The sequence below is a fragment of the Beduini massiliensis genome (assembly GCF_000829905.1).
GTDB classification, from domain to species: Bacteria; Bacillota_I; Bacilli_A; order Erysipelotrichales; family Coprobacillaceae; genus Beduini; species Beduini massiliensis.
On the sequence record NZ_CDPP01000005.1, the window covers coordinates 54002 to 72648 of the forward strand.

At 36.3% G+C, this 18647-nt stretch carries 14 protein-coding genes; 8 read left to right on the forward strand and 6 right to left on the reverse strand.

Features of this window, described 5'->3' with window-relative positions; translation table 11 throughout:
- Positions 1-17: 17 nt before the first annotated feature.
- Positions 18-3179, reverse strand: a complete 3162-nt coding sequence (locus BN1225_RS07000) for a DEAD/DEAH box helicase (protein WP_041139117.1) — start codon at positions 3177-3179, stop codon at positions 18-20.
- A 3-nt stretch (positions 3180-3182) separates the two neighbouring features.
- Positions 3183-3623: a hypothetical protein gene (locus BN1225_RS07005; protein ID WP_041139118.1), complete on the reverse strand. Its 441-nt coding sequence runs from the start codon at positions 3621-3623 to the stop codon at positions 3183-3185.
- A 339-nt stretch (positions 3624-3962) separates the two neighbouring features.
- Here BN1225_RS07005 and BN1225_RS07010 point away from each other — a divergent pair, with 339 nt between their 5' ends.
- Positions 3963-5417 carry a serine hydrolase domain-containing protein gene (locus tag BN1225_RS07010; protein ID WP_041139119.1) on the forward strand — a complete coding sequence of 485 codons (1455 nt, stop codon included), beginning with the start codon at positions 3963-3965 and terminating at the stop codon, positions 5415-5417.
- 23 nt (positions 5418-5440) lie between these two features.
- On the opposite strand, the gene BN1225_RS07015 is transcribed toward BN1225_RS07010, so the two are convergent.
- Positions 5441-6166, reverse strand: coding sequence for a YebC/PmpR family DNA-binding transcriptional regulator (locus BN1225_RS07015; RefSeq protein WP_041139120.1), 726 nt, complete (start codon positions 6164-6166; stop codon positions 5441-5443).
- A gap of 68 nt (positions 6167-6234) precedes the next feature.
- Complete coding sequence (locus BN1225_RS07020; protein ID WP_041139121.1) at positions 6235-7017, reverse strand: histidinol-phosphatase; 783 nt, start codon at positions 7015-7017, stop codon at positions 6235-6237.
- 79 nt (positions 7018-7096) lie between these two features.
- On the opposite strand from BN1225_RS07020, the gene BN1225_RS07025 reads away from it, so the two are divergent.
- From BN1225_RS07025 to BN1225_RS07040, 4 genes are read left to right on the forward strand one after another with little or no spacing between them, the layout of a single operon-like run.
- Positions 7097-8302 carry an aminoacetone oxidase family FAD-binding enzyme gene (locus BN1225_RS07025; RefSeq protein ID WP_041139122.1) on the forward strand — a complete coding sequence of 402 codons (1206 nt, stop codon included), beginning with the start codon at positions 7097-7099 and terminating at the stop codon, positions 8300-8302.
- Between the two features lie 2 nt (positions 8303-8304).
- Positions 8305-9885 carry an NAD(P)/FAD-dependent oxidoreductase gene (locus BN1225_RS07030; RefSeq protein WP_041139123.1) on the forward strand — a complete coding sequence of 527 codons (1581 nt, stop codon included), beginning with the start codon at positions 8305-8307 and terminating at the stop codon, positions 9883-9885.
- Between the two features lie 10 nt (positions 9886-9895).
- Positions 9896-11284 (forward strand): TrkH family potassium uptake protein, encoded by a 1389-nt coding sequence (locus BN1225_RS07035; RefSeq protein WP_041139124.1) that lies wholly within the window; start codon positions 9896-9898, stop codon positions 11282-11284.
- A gap of 9 nt (positions 11285-11293) precedes the next feature.
- Positions 11294-11968: a potassium channel family protein gene (locus BN1225_RS07040; protein ID WP_041139125.1), complete on the forward strand. Its 675-nt coding sequence runs from the start codon at positions 11294-11296 to the stop codon at positions 11966-11968.
- Here BN1225_RS07040 and BN1225_RS07045 read toward each other — a convergent pair whose 3' ends face one another.
- A complete protein-coding gene (locus BN1225_RS07045; RefSeq protein ID WP_041139126.1) occupies positions 11969-12499 on the reverse strand; it encodes a YfcE family phosphodiesterase in 531 nt (176 codons plus the stop codon).
- Between the two features lie 76 nt (positions 12500-12575).
- Here BN1225_RS07045 and BN1225_RS07050 point away from each other — a divergent pair, with 76 nt between their 5' ends.
- Together BN1225_RS07050 and BN1225_RS07055 are read left to right on the forward strand one after the other, a co-directional pair.
- Positions 12576-13280 (forward strand): ABC transporter ATP-binding protein, encoded by a 705-nt coding sequence (locus BN1225_RS07050; RefSeq protein ID WP_041139127.1) that lies wholly within the window; start codon positions 12576-12578, stop codon positions 13278-13280.
- A gap of 1 nt (position 13281) precedes the next feature.
- Positions 13282-16371, forward strand: coding sequence for an FtsX-like permease family protein (locus BN1225_RS07055; RefSeq protein WP_041139128.1), 3090 nt, complete (start codon positions 13282-13284; stop codon positions 16369-16371).
- A gap of 58 nt (positions 16372-16429) precedes the next feature.
- On the opposite strand, the gene BN1225_RS07060 is transcribed toward BN1225_RS07055, so the two are convergent.
- The gene (locus BN1225_RS07060; RefSeq protein ID WP_041139129.1) at positions 16430-16780 is read right to left on the reverse strand and encodes a hypothetical protein; all 351 of its coding nucleotides are present in this window, start codon (positions 16778-16780) and stop codon (positions 16430-16432) included.
- A gap of 355 nt (positions 16781-17135) precedes the next feature.
- Here BN1225_RS07060 and BN1225_RS07065 point away from each other — a divergent pair, with 355 nt between their 5' ends.
- Positions 17136-18623, forward strand: a complete 1488-nt coding sequence (locus BN1225_RS07065) for a C40 family peptidase (RefSeq protein WP_041139130.1) — start codon at positions 17136-17138, stop codon at positions 18621-18623.
- Positions 18624-18647: the final 24 nt, after the last annotated feature.

Sequence of the window (18647 nt, forward strand, 5' to 3'; positions counted from 1 at the left end):
CATTGTGGGGGTTTTGTTTATTTAAAGAGATCCATAATTTCATCTTGGGATAATTTTGAAATAAAAGTTTCTCCCGGCTGAATGATGGAATCAATGAGTGAGAGTTTTCTTTGCTGGAGTTCATAAATCTTTTCTTCAATGGTTCCCTTTGTCACGAGCTTAATAACTTGAACATTTTTGGTTTGTCCAATACGATAAGCACGATCGGTTGCTTGTTGTTCAACGGCAGGATTCCACCAAGGGTCAACATGAATGACAATATTTGCACCGGTTAAGTTTAATCCGGTTCCGCCTGCTTTTAAAGAAACAAGGAAGATGGGAATATCCCCGTCATTAAATTCTTTGACGTACTTTCCACGCACTTCCATAGGGGTGCTGCCATCAAGATAGCCATAACTGATTTCTTTGACCTTGAGCTGATCCTCGATAATATGAAGCATAGAAGTAAACTGTGAAAAGATCAGGATTTTATGATGATTTTCAATCGCTTCATCAATGATTTCATTTAAAGCATCGAGTTTTCCGCTGCCACCATAATAATTTTGAATGAATAAAGAAGGGTGGTTGCATAGTTGACGCAGACGCGTTAAAGCGGCAAAAATCTTGATATGACTTTTTTCCAATCCATCTTCAGCAATCTCTTTATTGATCGATTGGCGAGTTTCCTCTAATGTCGCTAAATAAAGTTCTTTTTGTTCTGTGGAGAGATCAATCGTGTACTTAGACTCTATCTTATCTGGTAATTCGGTTAATACATCTGATTTCATACGTCTTAAAATAAATGGCTTAATACGCTTAATCAATTTCTTCTTGACCGCTTTATTTTCATCTTTAATAATCGGAATTTCATAGGTCTCTCTGAATTTATAGTGGGATAGAAGCATACCCGGCATGACGAAATCAAAGATCGACCATAATTCATCTAATGAATTTTCCATCGGGGTTCCCGTTAAAGCATAACGTGTTTTGGCCCTTAAAAGTTTCACGGTCTTTGCATTTAGGGACGACGGATTTTTAATATACTGTGCTTCATCTAAGAAACAGTGATTAAATTGAACATCCTGATAGTAGCTGATATCTTTTCGCAATAATGGATAGCTAGTGATAATGACTTGATAATCAGAAAGCTGATGAATCAGTTCTTTACGGGCCGCAACATTGCCCGAAACAATCAAATAGCGAAGATCGGGAGCGAAACGCTTGATCTCATCTTCCCAGTTATAAACAAGAGACGTAGGGCAGACCACCAGGTTAGGTAATGGGTCTTGCTTTGCCTCATCATCTAAAAAAGCAATCGCCTGCAACGTTTTCCCAAGTCCCATATCATCCGCTAAAACACCGCCTAAATGATATTGGTTCAATGTTTTTAACCAACGGAATCCATTGATTTGGTAATCACGCATGATATCGCGTAATTGAGCGGGAACTTGAATATCTACTAACTGCTGACTGCTGACTGTTTCAATCAAACGATCAAAATATTCATCGTGATCATCGATTTCAACTGTACTGTTTAAGAATAATGCTTCCGATAATGTCAGAGAGATCTTCGATTGTTTTAAATGATCTAAAGAGATGTCAAGATAAGAAAGGGTATCGATAAACTCTTGCGTCTGCTTATCATCCAATGATAAAAAACTACCATCTAACAAACGATAATATTTCTGTTTAAGTTTGTAACTGCGCATAATCTCTTTTAATTCACTGAAATGGATATCTTCGTAATTAAAACGAATTTCAAACAGTTGTGAGGACTCGTTGTAACGAATAGAAGAAGAAAGACTTCTTCGCTTAACGATTGATTTGAAACTGTCAGAATAAAAGATTTCCATATTCGCTTTAAGGATTGGCAAATACTTTTCAACAAAATCAATTACATCGTCTTCTTGATCGATATACAAGGTTTCCGGCTGAACTTTGAATTTAGCGTTATCTAGTATATTGATTAATTCCTCTTCTTTTTTTATTTCCCGAATCAAGATTTTATCATTTAATACAATCTCTTCTTTATTCTTGATCGGATTAAATTCAAAGCTGCCATAACGAAAGATCGGAGTCGCAATAATCGCCTGATCGACTTTATCCAAATATAAAGAAGCCACAAGCGGTAACTGGATATAAGATTCTTTTAAAGAATCAGGCTGTTCTACATTTTTAGGCAGAAAAGGGACGACTTTCGCTATAAACTCTTGACGATGTTTTCCTTTGAATTCAATAATGCTTTGTTCTAAAGAGGCAGCTCTGAAAAAAGGCATATACGTATTCAAATGACTTTTCTGCAAATGATAAATTTGATAGTCATATAAGACATAATGATAATCTGAAGTTATTGGCAGAACCTTTTTAAATTCGCTTAAATCAAGCTGAGTCACATTTTTCTTATCATGAATCGTTACTAATCCGGAAAACAGATCGTCGGTAACGAAAACCTGATAGCTTGCTTCATCTATTGGATCAATAAAAATGGTCTGATGCATCAAAGAGCGAATGAGTTTTTTTAAATAGTGTTCATTTACTAATAATTCTTTAGGCGTTCTAAAATGATCATGACCTTCTTCTTGGATATCTTCTAATGTTTTAAAGAAGTTTTTTAATCCTTGGGGGAGTTCATGGTATTCCGGATAAAGGGTAAAGTTTTTTCCGTATTCGATCTCTTCATTGAATTCAAATGCTTGCAGGAATTCACGTATATTTTTTACCACATACATTTTGTCTAACCCGACTTTTAATGAAAATAGACCAATCGGACGTCCGCTGTGTTTATTTAACTGTAAATGGATTTCCACTTTAATAGGCTGCTTAACGATGGTTTCACTTAAAATAGGATCAGCAAAACAATTTAAAATCTCATTTAAGGTACGATCCATTTCAACTTGACTGCGTCGGGATTCCTCAATAAGTTCTTGAGCTTGCTTTAAAGTGGCAATGATATGCTTGCAGGCACCGTTTAAATATTTAGATTCTTCACATTCACAAGAATAAGAAGCGATGCCGTTTTGCTGATTAAAGCGAATCGTCGTGTGATAGGGAACATGATCCACTACATCTGCCTGAATCGATTTTTCTTTATTTTTAAAATGCAGATTTGTAACATGTTCCTTTTTTTGCAGTTCCAAGCCATCTTCTAAATGACTGGGACGAGCAGCCAGCATGTATATTTTTCTTTCCGTAATCAGCATAATCTATTCCCCTTTTTTAAATTGATATCGACCCATCGAATAATAATTCCCTAATGGTTCATTATTTAATGCCCGTTTGATTTCTTTGATCAGTTCCTGATCTTCCTTACTGCCGTTATATCCCAATATGGCAAAGGCTTCATCGATCACAACAAGCGGTGTTTCCCCATAGTATTCTTGATCAAAATCGATCAATTGATCAACGATATCCTGATAGACTGCCTGTCCGTTATCATCGTCTAAATTATAATATTCAATATCAAAATTATTGTCAAAAGCAGCACGTATTGCCGGCAAGGCACTATTTTTAAACGCTGTACATCTTGAACAACTGTCATAATAAAAGAGTTTCAATGTAAAGCGCGGATAGGTTTGTTTATGCGTACAGCCAACACTTATCAGCACTAAAAAGGCACATAAAATTAAGTAAATTTTCTTTTTCATGAAATCACCTCATTTCTTTATTATATCGTATCTTTAAATAAATTAGTAGTATTTAGTTTACCCAATTTCAAGCGTTTCATGTTGATGAGACTCTTGCAAATTTAGAAATAAAAAGAATAAACTTTTATTCCAATCAGGTTTTTTGGATAAATTTATTATTTGGTATAAAAATAAGGATAGAGATTTTAATAAATTTTAAAACAAGATATGCTATGATAGAAAAAGCTAAATCCTAGCATATTAGTATGGATTATTAGCATATTGACGAAAATGATTTCTTAAAATAAAAAGGATGAAAGGATAAGTAATCTGTTTAAAGATGGATTATAGGTGATAAAGATGTCTGCCATAAATGATTTTTTAACCCAAATCGAAGAAAAACAAATAGAATTGCATAGCTGTATAATAAAAAAAGGAGATAAATATCTTTATCAGCAGACAGCTTTGCCTTACACGCTTGAACAGCCACAAATGCTTTTTTCCATCTCTAAGTCGTTTGTTTCTTTAGCGATTGGCTATTTAGTGGAGGCTAAACGTTTACGTTTAGATGAACCGGTATTAAAGTTTTTCCCTGAATACTTTTTAAAAGCAAGCGATTCTTTGCGCGAATTGAAAATAATTCATCTTTTAACGATGACCTCAGGCAGTACTCAGGAACAAGCCATTTTTACTCAGTCCAATTGGATTGATGCTTATTTTAAACAGCAGTTTACGCATGAACCGGGACATTATTTTTATTATAACAATATGGATATCTATATTTTAAGTGTCATTGTTACAAAGATCACAGGAATCTCCTGCAATGAATACCTATATCAAACACTATTTGAACCCTTAGGCATTGAACGTCCGTATTGGGATACTTGTGCTTTAGGGTATAATACCGGAGGCTGGGGACTTTATTTATCGCCTCGCGATCTATCGAAGGTTGCAGAAGCGATTGTTAAAAAAGATCCGATTCTGCCACAAGACTATCTATTAAGGATGACATCAAAAAAGGTAACCAGTGCTCATCATAGTTCACATGATTATGATCAAGGATATGGCTATCTTTGCTGGATGAATCCGGAAGATACCGGGGCTCGTTTTGATGGCATTTTTGGCCAGCTGGTATTGTTTTCGGTTGAAAAAGAATGTTACATGGTCATTACCGCCAACTGTCTTAATACCGCTAAACTTTATCCAATCGTCTTTGATTTATGGAAAAAAGTGTTAAATGAAGAAGTGGAAGCAAGTGCTCGGGCCATTCCCGGATCTTTGGAGCCGATGGGAATTGAAACCAGCCGTATCGAACAATTCTTAGATACTCATTTTTCATTACGATTAGCAGGGGTAAGTTTACTGCCAATCCCGATTCGTTTCTTAGAAAAACAATCCGGACATGCAGAGCAGTTTAAATTTGTTATGGATCATCATCAATTGCTTTTACACTGGCAGGAACATTATACAACTAATATTATTCGTATCGGGTTGGATGGCCGTTATCGTTACAGTAAATTATTGCTTTACGAAAAACAGTTTAATGTTTCTGCAATCGGATGGTTTCCCAATCAGAATACTCTCATGATTCGTCTTGTCTTTTTGGAATATCCGTATTCACGTGTTTTAAAATTTGATCTTTTATCGCCTAAAAAGATAATGATTCATTTTAGTGAAAATCCAACCGTAGAAGAAGTCTTGGATCAATATGCCTATATGCTGAGCTTTACTCCTTTTGTACAGATCAACGCTTGGATCGTCGAAAGGAGTTATCATCTGATTGCACCGAGTGCAGTGGCACTAAAAAGAAGATAAAAAAGGAAGCAGTATTGCTTCCTTTATCCTATATTTGTAACATTATGATAAATGGTATCTACATCATCACATTCGTTTAATAAGTTTAACAAACGTTCAAATAATTCCATATCTTCTCCGGCTAATTCTACATAATCCTGAGGAACACGTGTGATTTCCTCCACTGTAAAATCTGCTGTTGGACAAGCGGTTTCGATTGCTGTTTTAATCTGATAAAGATCGGTTGGTTCACCGGTAATGATGATGGAACCGTCTTCTTGGGTTTCGATATCTTTTGCATCGACTTCCCCCATGATTAAAGCTTCTAATGTTTGTTCTTCATCTAATCCTTTAAAAGCAAGGAGTGAAATTGTGTCATAAGCATAGCTTACTGCACCGGTTGCCGCTAATTTTGCTTTTGATTTTGTAAAAGCGGGGCGAACCTGACTCAGTGTACGATTGACATTGTCTGTCAAACATTCCACGATAATGGTGGATCCTCCCGGACCATATCCTTCATATATCAACGTTTCATAATTTTCCGTTACACCACTTTTTACTTTATCGATTGCTCTTTTAATAACATCAGCAGGAACCTGTGCTTTTTTAGCTCTGTCAACAATACGTCTTAATGCTAAGTTGGCATCTGTATCCGGTCCACCTTGTTTAGCAACCAAATAAATTTCTTTACCAAAGCGAGAGTACAACTTAGCCTTTGCAGCAGCTGTTTTTTCCATGGCAGCTTTTCTTACTTCATGTGCTCTTCCCATCGTTATCTTCCTTTCTGTTTCTACATTTTTTTATTATAACGAATTATGTACTGTTTTTCAATCATTAATTAGATTTCCAAATGATCGATCATATTTAACTTCAATTCTTTGGTTTGACGGATGGCTTCTTTAATCGCTTCATCATTTAACGCTTTGCTGGCATGTGCATCGGCACCAAGAATCACCTTATTGTTCATTTTGGCAGCAATCTTCCAAAATTGCGGATGTGGATAAGCCAACGTCGTTCCGTTTTTAAAGATATGACCGTTTAGATGGTCGCGCAGTCCCTCACAGTTGAATTCGATTGGCATATCTAAATCCAAAGCGGCTTGACAGAGTTGCTTTGAAGCTTGAATACAGTCCGCATCAAAATCTTTAATATTTACCATGAACAGATCCGGATGGGCTAAGTATTGAAACAATCCTGACTTCATTCCGGCAATCGCACGATCAACATACTGCTGAAGCTGAACGGCATTTTCGATACGCTGAGAAGATGTTTCATAGCCCTCATAAAGATGATTTCCAAAAATCAAATAATCTATTCTTTGTTCCCTGAGTAAAGCGTGATAAAAAGGAATCTCATCATCAATATATTCTGCTTCAAAACCGACTAATATACGAATCTGATCTGCATATTTATCTTTTAGATAACGAATGCTTTTTAGATAGTCCTCCATTTCTGAAATATCCATGCGAATACGGCTTTTAGGTCCGTTTAAAAAAGGGATATGATCAGAAAATCCCAGTGTTTCAATACCGGCATTAATTGCTTCTAATACATACGCTTCGTCTTCATCGACTGCATGATGACAGCGCCATGTGTGGGTATGGTAATTATTCTTTAACATGTTTTTCACCTCTAGCGTATTATAACCTACTTTTTTTGTGGAATCTAGTATATAATAGAAGAACCAAAGAGGTGAGGCTATGACAAGACAAATCATGATTATTGGCGGTGGCAGCTGCGGATTGGTCTGCGGCGCTGTTTTAGGAAAGTTAATTGATAATAACGGCTTAGATGCCCAAGTGACCATCTTAGAAAAAAAAGAAAAACCGGGAAAAAAATTATTAGCGACCGGGAACGGGCGCTGTAACTTATCCAATCGTGATCTTTCCATGAAACATTATGAAGGACATGATCTTTCAAACCTTGAAGCATTAATTTTAAATTTTGATATTCAGGCATTTTTTGAAGAGTTTGGCTTATGGAGCAAATATCTTGGGGATCTGCTTTATCCTCAAAGCGAACAAGCAGTCAGTGTCTGCGAATGTTTATTACGGGCACTGAATAAATATCATGTAAAGATCATCTGTGAATGTACGGTTCAAAGCATGGCAAAGAAAAAAGAGGGATATCACCTGTATACCAATCAACAAGAATTTATTTGTGATGATGTGGTCTTAACCATGGGGGGAGATGCTGCCAGTCAATTTGGCAGTGATGGCAGTGGATTCAAATTGCTGTCCATGTTAGGACATCATATTTATCCGACGGTCCCCAGCTTAGTTCAGCTCGTCTGCAAGAATATGGATAAACGTTTAAAAGGGGTGCGGATTCATGGAACCTTTACCATGTATGCCAATCAAGTAGAAGTGCATAAAGAAAAAGGGGAAATCTTATTTACGGACTATGGATTATCCGGGATCAGTATCCTTCAGCTTTCGCGTTATTATCAACAGTATTCAGATCAAAAAATTGAGATCGGAATTGATGCGGCAGATCAGTATGATACGTCATTATTAAAAGAAAAATTGAAATTGCAGCTGCAACAAAATGGCGGATTGCAATTAAATGGCATTATCCATCAAAAATATGCTAATTATCTTGAAAATGGTCGAATAAAAGAGTATTCTTATAAAGACTTAAATACAATAGTACAATTATTAAAAGATTATCGCTTTGAAATTATCGGTACCAAAGGGAAAGAAAATGCACAAGTGTGCATTGGCGGAGCGGATGTGTCCGAATTTAATAATGAAACTTTTGAATCTAAATTGTCGGCGCATCTTTATGCCGGCGGAGAAATATTAGATGTTGCCGGAGATTGCGGCGGATACAATCTGCATTTTGCTTTTGCCTGTGGAAATGCCATCGCAAAAGCGATTTATCAATCCTTATTAATGGAGGTATAGACGTGCTGAAAATAGCGAACGTTAAAGTAAAATTGAATACACCAGAAAGTGCTTATCCTAAGCTGATTTCACAATTGTTGAACGTCAGAACAAAGTGCGTGAGCAATGTAATGTTATTGAAACGTTCCATTGATGCCCGTCGAAGAGATATTCATTATATCTGTAGTTTTGCCTTTAATTACAGCGGAGATGAGCAGGCTTTAATAAACCATTCTAAATTATCATTAAGTGCTTATCACGAAGATGACTTTATGATTCCTCAAGTTCAGTCGAATGAAAAAGTGGTTGTGGTTGGAAGTGGTCCAGCCGGACTGTTTTGTGCTTTGTCTTTAGCTTATGCGGGAATGAAGCCGATTTTGATCGAACGGGGAAAATGTGTTGAAGAAAGAAAAAAAGATATTCAAACATTTTGGCAGACAGGAAAATTAGATCCCAGCAGTAATGTTCAGTTTGGTGAAGGCGGAGCAGGAACATTTTCCGATGGGAAACTGACATCCAATATTAAAGATAAAAGAAAAGATTATATTTTAAAAGAATTTGTAAAAGCAGGAGCACCCAAAGAAATTCTTTATGAAGCAAAAGCCCATATTGGAACAGATTATTTGGAACAGGTGGTTTTCAATATGCGGGAAACGATTCTTTCTCTTGGGGGACAGGTTCTTTTTGAAACAACTTTTATTGATTTTGAAGAAAAAAACGGACAAGTAAAAAGTATTACTGTTTTAAAAGAGAATCAAAGACAAACACTATATTGTGATCATCTGGTATTGGCTTTAGGACATTCTGCTCGTGATACGTACCGTTTATTATATAAACGTGGTATTGAAATGAGAAGAAAACCATTTGCAGTGGGGGCAAGAATTGAGCATAAGCAAGCCATAATTAATCATAATCAATATAAACGCGATGACCTGCCGCTAAAAGCAGCAGATTACAAGTTGGCTTATCATGATAAACTTGGCAGAGGAGTATATACTTTCTGTATGTGTCCCGGTGGTTATGTCGTTGCCAGCAGTTCAAAAGAGGGCGGTGTCGTAACAAACGGAATGAGCGAGTTTGCCCGTGATGGAGAGAATGCCAACAGTGCAGTTCTGGTTTCTATCTTACCCGAGGATTTTGAGGGGGAAGATGTATTTGCCGGGATGAACTTTCAAATCCAATTAGAGGAAAAGGCATTTGAACTAGGTGGTGGAAATTATCATGCACCTTGTCAGTTAGTAAAAGATTTTATGGAGAAAAAAACATCCGATCATTATGGTAAAGTAATACCGACCTATCAGCCAGGTGTTCAATTTGCCAATCTATGGGATTTATTTCCAACGTATATTTGTGAAGCAATGCGCGATGGATTGCGTGCTTTTGATAAAAAAATCAATGGGTTTGCAAATGAAGATGCGATTCTAACAGCTGTGGAGAGCCGAAGTTCTTCACCGGTTAAAATTGTTCGCGATGAAAACTATCAGTGTAATATAGGCAATATCTATCCGATTGGCGAAGGAGCAGGTGCTGCCGGGGGAATTATGACGTCTGCAATCGATGGCATTAAATGTGCCCAGATCATCATAGCAGACAAAAATCTATAGGGAGGCTTTTATGAAAGAGGTTATCGTCCGAGGCAAAAAGAAAAGAATGATCAAGCCTACGCGCCAAATTGCTTTAAGCTTTTTAGTTGTAATCTTTATCGGTTCGCTTTTGCTGACTTTGCCTATTGCCAACAATGGAACACCGGCAAGATATTTAGACCATTTGTTTGTTGCGACTTCCGCAACCTGTGTGACGGGACTCGTTCCTTATCCAACAGTTGATCAGTATTCTCTGTTTGGACAAATTGTCATTTTATGTCTGATTCAGATCGGTGGTTTAGGCTTTTTAACTTTTATGACATTGATTTATGTCAAAGCAAGAAAACGTTTATCATTTACATCAAAATTAGTCGTTCAAGAAGCGCTGAATGTTAATTCATTAAACAATTTATCTCATTTTTTAAGGAATATCGTTATTTATACATTCCTTTTTGAAGGGATTGGGGCATTGCTTTTATGCAGCCAGTTTATCCCTGATTATGGCTTGTTTAAAGGACTTTATATGGGAGTGTTTCATTCCATTTCCGCATTTTGTAATGCCGGATTTGATATTATTGGAGCAAGCAGTTTAGTTCCTTATCAAAATAATCTCATTATTAATTTTACAATCTGTATTTTAATTATTATGGGTGGTTTGGGATTCTGTGTATGGTTTGATATTGCCAATAAGATAAAAGAAGGGTTTTCGTTTCGTAAATCAGCAGTACGTATTTTTAAATCATTGGAACTGCATTCCAAACTGGTATTAACGACAACTGTCTTTTTATTAGTTAGTGGTACGGTTCTTGTATATTTATTGGAATACAGTAATCCAAATACGATTGGCGGGATGGATGGCGGTTATAAGCTGATGGGAGCATTCTTTCAATCGACTACGCTGAGAACTGCCGGATTTGCGACAATCGACTGTGCACAGCTGACGGTTGCGACTAAATTTATTATGTGTATCTATATGTTTATCGGTGGATCACCTGCCGGAACTGCCGGTGGGGTAAAAACCGTTACGTTTGCAGTTATTATGATTACCTTAAAATCATTGTTTAAAGGGGACGATAATGTCAATGTCTTTAAACGACGCATCGAGATCGACTTCTTAAAGCGTTCTTTATGTATCTTTATCTTCTCTTTAGCGTTAGTTGTCGTTGGTTTGTTCTGTTTAACGATTACAGAGGAACAAAGTTTTATCGATCTGTGCTTTGAAGCTTTCTCAGGCTTTGCAACGGTTGGATTAACAGCCGGGTTGACACCGTCATTAAGTGATGTCGGAAAGATTGTTATTATCATTTTAATGTATATTGGACGTATCGGACCTATTACAATGATGTTGTCATTCATGAGAAAGTCACAAAAAAATACTGGGAACATGGTATTCCCAAAAGGCGAAATTATTATAGGGTAGGAAAGAATTATGTCAAACAAAAGAAAACAATTTGCAGTTATCGGTTTAGGTGTATTTGGTTCAACGATTGCCTCAAGCTTAGCTAAAATGGGGTATGAAGTATTGGCTGTCGATCGCGATATTACGTGTGTGGAACGTATTGCCGATACAGTTACAAAAGCAGTTCAAGCAGATGCGACAGATATCAATGAACTGCGTACTTTAGGAATTAGTGAATTTGATACCGTGATTGTTGCGATTGGCAACCATTTAGAAGAAAGCATGCTTTCTGTTATGAATGTAAAAGAACTTGGGGTTCCTTATGTTTTAGCTAAAGCAAAAAACAAACAGTTTATGCAGATCTTATTGAAAATCGGAGCGGACCGTGTCGTACGTTCTGAAAAAGAAATGGGTGAGCGTGTCGCAAAAAGTCTGGTAAGAAAAAACATTATCGATATCATTGAAGTCGATAATGATTACAGTATTATTGAAATGAAGGCACCGGCGAGTTGGATTGGCAAGACCTTGAAGACATTAAATGTTCGTTCTGCTTATAAAATGAATATTTTAGCGATTCGCTACGCTAATCAAGAAAAACTGGTATTATCTGTAGATCCGAATTACGTGATTGAAGATGGGGATCATTTCTTAGTCTTGGGAGAAACCGAGGCGGTTGAAAAATATGACTATTTAATTGAAAAATAATTATTTGCCAAAGAGCCTTTTGAATAAAGAGACTCTTTTTTTAGGTTCAAATAAGTGATCGATGTTTTCAAATGTTTTAGCATGGAAAAAATGACACGTATCATCTTCTAAAACACAATAGCAAGGAACAAAAATCTGTCCGCCGCGAGGAAAGGCCACACTGCCCGGATTGATAAATGTTATTGAATTGATGACTTGCTGATTAGGATGATGGGTATGCCCGTATAAAACATAATCTGCCTGTTTTTGCTGGGCGGTATGATAGAGTTCGTTTAAACCAAGATCTACTTGATAGGGATCACCATGCGTGATAAAAAACTGTTTATGGTCTATTGTCAGCAATAGTTCTTTAGGGAAATCGCTATAATCATTGTTTCCTTTAACGATATAAAAATTGGGAATGCCCGCCTGATCCATCGGTTTTCCGACATCACCGCAATGAATGTAGCAATCCGCATCGGGATAATGCGCAATGATCGCCATGACCGTTTCATTTTTAAGATGAGAGTCACTCATAATAATTATTTTCATAGGTATCCTTCCTTTAATAAAAATGGGTTTTATGCTATTATATTAACATGATAGAAGAAAGAAAGCGAGGATGAATATGCGCTCATTTATTGAATTTAAAGACGTTAAAAAGTCTTATGTCATGGGAGAAGTGACCATTAATGCCAGTGATGGCGTTAACTTTGAAATTGATCAGGGAGAGTTTGTGGTCATCGTAGGGGCTTCGGGAGCTGGAAAGACGACGATCCTAAACCTTTTAGGGGGAATGGATTCGCCTACCAGTGGAACAATCTACGTTGATGATACGAATATTGCCAGCTTTGATCAGCAGCAGCTGACTAAATATCGTCGTGACGATATTGGCTTTGTGTTTCAATTTTATAACCTGATTCAGAATTTAACGGCTCTGGAAAATGTCGAATTGGCATCTCAGATTTGCAAAAATCCGTTGGATTCCAATGAAGTTATGGATCGCGTAGGCTTAGATGAACGTAAAGCCAACTTCCCGGCACAATTGTCCGGTGGGGAACAGCAGCGTGTTGCGATTGCCAGAGCGATTGCGAAAAATCCAAAATTGCTTCTTTGTGATGAGCCCACAGGAGCCTTAGACTATAAAACCGGTAAAACTATTTTAAAACTATTAAGAGAAATGGCAGATCGCTATAAAATGACAGTTGTTGTGATTACACATAACTTAGCCATTGCCCCAATGGCGGATCGTGTCATTCATCTCAAAAATGGAAAAGTAGAAGATATGGAACTCAATCCAGAACCTACTTCAATTGATTTAATTGAGTGGTAAGATGAAGAAAAAAGCTTATCAACTGGTTTTTAGAAGAGGGCTTAGAAAAACAAAATCTCGTTTTCTTTCTATCTTTGTCATTGTTTTTTTAGGAGCTTCCTTTTTTGCGGGACTGCGAAATACTCCGATCACGATGCAAAAATCGATGGACGCCTATTTGAAACAGCATGAATACGGAGATTTAAACCTTATTTCCTCTTTTGGCTTTACACAGGCTGATATGGATAAAATCGGAGCTGTCGAAGGCGTTAGTAAAATCGAGGGAACGTATCGAACCGATAGTGTATTGAAACAAGAAGATTTAAAAAAAGAAGTCAATGTGATCCTCCATGGGCAAACACAAAAGTTTTATACCCCCGATATCATTGAAGGACGTGATATTGAAAATGATGGAGAATGTCTTATTGATGCGCGTTTGGAAAATTTGGACTTATTAGATAAAACCATTACAATTCAAAATGATACAGGTGAATTGAATTTGAAAGTAGTGGGCATCATCCATGACTCTCGTTATATATCGAATATTCAAAGGGGAACAAACACTTATACGAATGCTGATAATGAAGGGTTCGTTATTGCCAAAAGCAATGAAGTAAAAACGATTGCGATACCAAATGAATTAGAAGATCTGCGTCAGCATGAAAATATTTATAATGAAATCGTAGTGGGCTATGAAGATAGTCAGACGATTGGATATTTTGATTCTCAATATGATGATGCGACCCGTATCGTGAAAGCGAATATTACTGATATGCTTCAAAATGACTTGGTGAAGACGAAAAAAGAAATTGTTGGACGTTATGAAGCGGAGTTAAGTGGTCCTTTGAAAGCATATCAAGATGGATTGGAAGAATATAATCGCAACAAGGATGAATTTACGAAAACTGTAAACAATGCCAAGATTCAATTGCTGGAAGGTAAAATAACGATTATTGAAAATAAAAAGCAATTATTGGATGCACAGAGTCAGTTGAATGAACAAACGGCAGCCGCCGGAGAAGAAATTGATTCTTTAAATCAGAAAATCAAACAATATCAAGAAGAGATCAATGCGATTCCAAAAGTAGATGTCACTTTACCAGAGGAACCAGCGGATCCGGTTATCCCTCCGCAAGATCAGATCAACCAAGAAGCCAATAAAAGTTTAGAAGCATTAAAAGATAAAGTGAATGTTATGAGTGAAGAACTGCGGACGACATTAGATGGTGTCAAACAGTTAATCAATGCCAATGTGGAATTAACAAAAGCCAATAATGAATTAGAAAAAGCTTCTTTAGAAATACAAAAACAAGAAGCGGCTTTGGAAAATACAGAGATTGATACTACTCGTCAGCTGGAAGAAGCTAAAGCACAGTTAGATGATGCCAAGATACAGATCGATGAAGCTCAACAGAAAATAAAAGATATTCCGGATGGGGTCTTATATTCTTTAACGAAAAATGAAAATGCAGGGGTAGTCAGCTATCAAAATGATACACAGGCTATGGATGCTTTATCAAAAGTTTTTCCGCTGATGTTCTTTTTAGTGGCAGCTTTAGTATCACTGACAACGATGACTCGTATGGTGGAGGAACAGCGTCTGCAAAACGGAACGTTAAGAGCATTGGGGTATTCAAAGAAAGATGTTATGTTGTTGTATATTCGATATGTATTATTAGCGACTTTCTTTGCTAGTCTATTGGGAATTGCTTTTGGGACGGTATTCTTTACCAATATTATCTATTATTTATATACGAGTCTGCTTTATCAGGTGAATGCCGCCATTCATATTCATTTAACCGCATTTATTATTCCGCTGACGTTGTTTATTTCAGTTATCATTACATTAGCGGTTACAGCTTATGTGATTTATGATGAACTAAACAGCGAACCGGCAGTACTTCTGCGTCCTAAACCTCCAAAATTAGGGAAACGTATCTTCTTAGAAAAGATAAATGTGATTTGGAAACGTCTGAACTTTAATCAAAAGGTCACCGTGCGTAATATGTTCCGTTATAAAAAACGTTTCTTCATGTCGATTGCGGGGATTGCCGGCTGCAGTGCTTTAATTGTCACCGGATTTGGAATTAAAAATTCTATAAAACAAATTATCCCATTACAATTTAGTGAAGTGTGGAATTATGATGGAAGTGTCAGCTTAGATGATGAAATCGACAGTGAGCATTTGACAGCGATCGTGAATAATGTCAATGCTCAATACAATGTGGCAGAAGCGATGGCAATCAGTGAAAAAGCAACGGCTATCACGTCTTCAAAACACGCTAAAGAGCTAAATGGTACATTCAGGGTGCTTTCAGAACGTTATAATGATTTAGTGCATTATTACGACGATGACCTTAATAAACTGCCTTTAGAAGACGATGGCGTTATCATCAGTAAGAAAGCTGCGGAATTATTGAAAGTCAAGGCAGGAGAAGAAATTACATTAACGATTCATGATCAATCCTATTCGGTGACAGTCTCAAATATTTGTGAAAACTATTACGGACATTTTGTGTATATGTCAAAAACCATGTATGAAGATTTAACGAAGGAAACTTTATCTTATAATCAGATTTTATTCAGAATGAAAGATAACAATACGGAGTTGGAAGATCCGCTTGCTGCGGTCTTAAAGGAGCAGGAGCATGTCAAGAGCGTGCAGTTTATGTCCAGTGCAAGTGACAACTTTAATACAATGATCAAAAGTATTGATATCGTTGTAGTGATCATTATTGTAGTAGCGGCAATCCTTGCTTTTGTTGTTTTATATAATCTAACAAACATCAACATACAGGAGCGTATGAATGAGATTGCGACGATAAAGGTGTTAGGCTTTTATCCAAAAGAAGTCTACGATTATGTCTTTAGAGAAAACATTCTCTTATCGGGCATTGGTGCTGTTTTAGGATTGGTATTTGGAACCATGCTGCATCAATTTGTTATTCGTACTGTAGAAATCGATGCAACGATGTTCTATCGTTCTTTAAATCTAATGAGTTATGTCTATGCATTAGTTTTAACCATTTTATTTACGTTTATTATCAATCGTATTATGCGCAGGAGTTTGGATGAAATTGATATGATCGAATCTCTAAAAAGCATTGAATAATATGAAAAGGATGCTCTCTGATTTCTAAGAGACATCCTTTTTTAACTAAGCATTTACATTATAATTTTTCAAATTGATCAATAAAATACTTGCGCTGAATTTTTAAACTGTTTTTTAATTTCTTAGTAAGATACTCGCTTAACGATACCGAAAGCAACAGGTACCCCGCAATTTCAAATAAGGTTAAAGACAAGATAAAGGGCTGTTTAAAAATAAAGTAAAGCATCATCGAGAATGCCAGAATATACATCGCGTATCTTAAACTTTTCCCTCCTAAAAATAAATCATAAATGGAAGCGCGAGCTTGCTTAAGTGTATCATTGATGTGTCGGATATACATAGCACATTTTTCTTTTGTAAGTTCTTCATCAGGATTAATAAAGTCTTGAACGATTTCAATTTTTATCATAATTAACCTCCTTAATGTATTTATTATACCAATTTATAAAAAAATATACCAGTATAATGCACCTGAGTTATACAAAGATCAACGAAGAAACAATAGGGGAATAACGAATTGAAATCATAAATATTATTTATAAAAATTAGGAGTTTTCATTTTATTTAGAATTGGTAAAGATGACATTTTTAAAAATAAAGCGAAAGGTTAATATAAATTGTAGAATTATGTAAAATATTATTTATATATTTACTAAATAGTCGATAAAATTTTAAATAAAATTTGTTAAATCTTTAAAATCATTGGATTTTCTTAATTGAGTCTTGTATAATGAAGATATCAATAAGGTGAAAGGGGGCGTTTGATGAACGTTCAGTCGTTGAAACGTTTATTGGCTACCGTCAAGAAGCATGTCGATGGGCGCAAAGCAATGTTTATTCCAATGATTAGTGTATTTTCCTTTTTAATTGTAGGGTATACCGCTTTAGATAAGGAGGCACCGATCATTGCAACTGATGAAATTAAACTTGCTTATGGTCAAGAACTAGATGCCAGTCGTTTATTGATTAGTGATAATCATGATGAAGTGGCAGATTTAGTCGTAGAAATGGATACCTCTCGTTTAGATATTCATCGTGTAGGTGATTATTATGTGAGTGTAACCGTAAGTGATCGTTGTAAAAATGAAGCAACTAAGGATGTTTTGGTACATGTTGTTGATGAAGAAAAACCAGAATTCACTTTAAATACCGCGAATAAGGATTTAATTAATGATAATGGTACTTTAAAAATTAACGTCAATGCACCAAGCGAATTATCTCATTACATCTTAGCTAAAGATAATGCGGATGGAGATATTACAATGTTCATGAACATACTTCGTCCATTGGACACTTCAAAAGTAGGACCACAAGATGTTTTGGTAAGTGTAAGCGACTCTTCAGGAAATTACAATGAAGCAAGTTATCAATTTGTGATTACAGATGTTGAGGCACCAAAAGTAAACTGGATTTCCGGAAATGAAGTAGAGGCTGATTTTGGTCAAAACTTTGATTTAAGAGATTATGCGGAAATTGTCGATAATGCGGCAGATTTTGACGCATTAGCAATTGAGTTTGAATCAACAGTCGATACCCATCAAATTGGAACTTATGAAACTAAATTTACAGTAACAGATCCTTCTGGAAACAAAACAGAAGACAGTATTAAAGTAGAAGTAAAAGATTTAAGTGCACCGGTGATTATGGTGAGTCAAGATTCCTTTGAAATTACAACAGGAGAAAGTTTTGATGTACGCCCTTATATCGTAGCTGTCGACAATAAAGACGGTGATGTGACAGAAAATATTACGATCGATGGATATATTGATGTAAATACACCGGGTAACTATACTTTAATCATGTCTGTAAAAGATGAAGCTGGAAACGAAGCAAGTCGTTCAGTTTCAGTCACTGTAAATGAACCTTACATGGCACCATCTTTCTCTGCCTCAGGCGGTGGAAACGGATCAGTGACTTCTATCGGAGTTGGTAAAGTAGGCAGTCCTTATGTATATGGATCATCAGGTCCAACTGCATTTGACTGTTCAGGATTTACAAGCTATGTTTTCTCACAAGCAGGAATTTCTATTGGACGTACAACCTATGCACAATATGCTGGGGGAAGTCAAGTAAATGATATTCAACCAGGTGATTTGCTGTTCTTTAATACAGTAGGATCTCTTGGACATGTTGGTATTTATTTAGGTGACGGTCAAATGGTTCACTGTGGAAGTGAAGATACAGGAGTAGAAGTAACAAGCATCTATGGATCTTATTGGCAATCTACATATGCAGGAGCAGTAAGATACTAGAAAAAAGGAGTAACATTGTTTTGT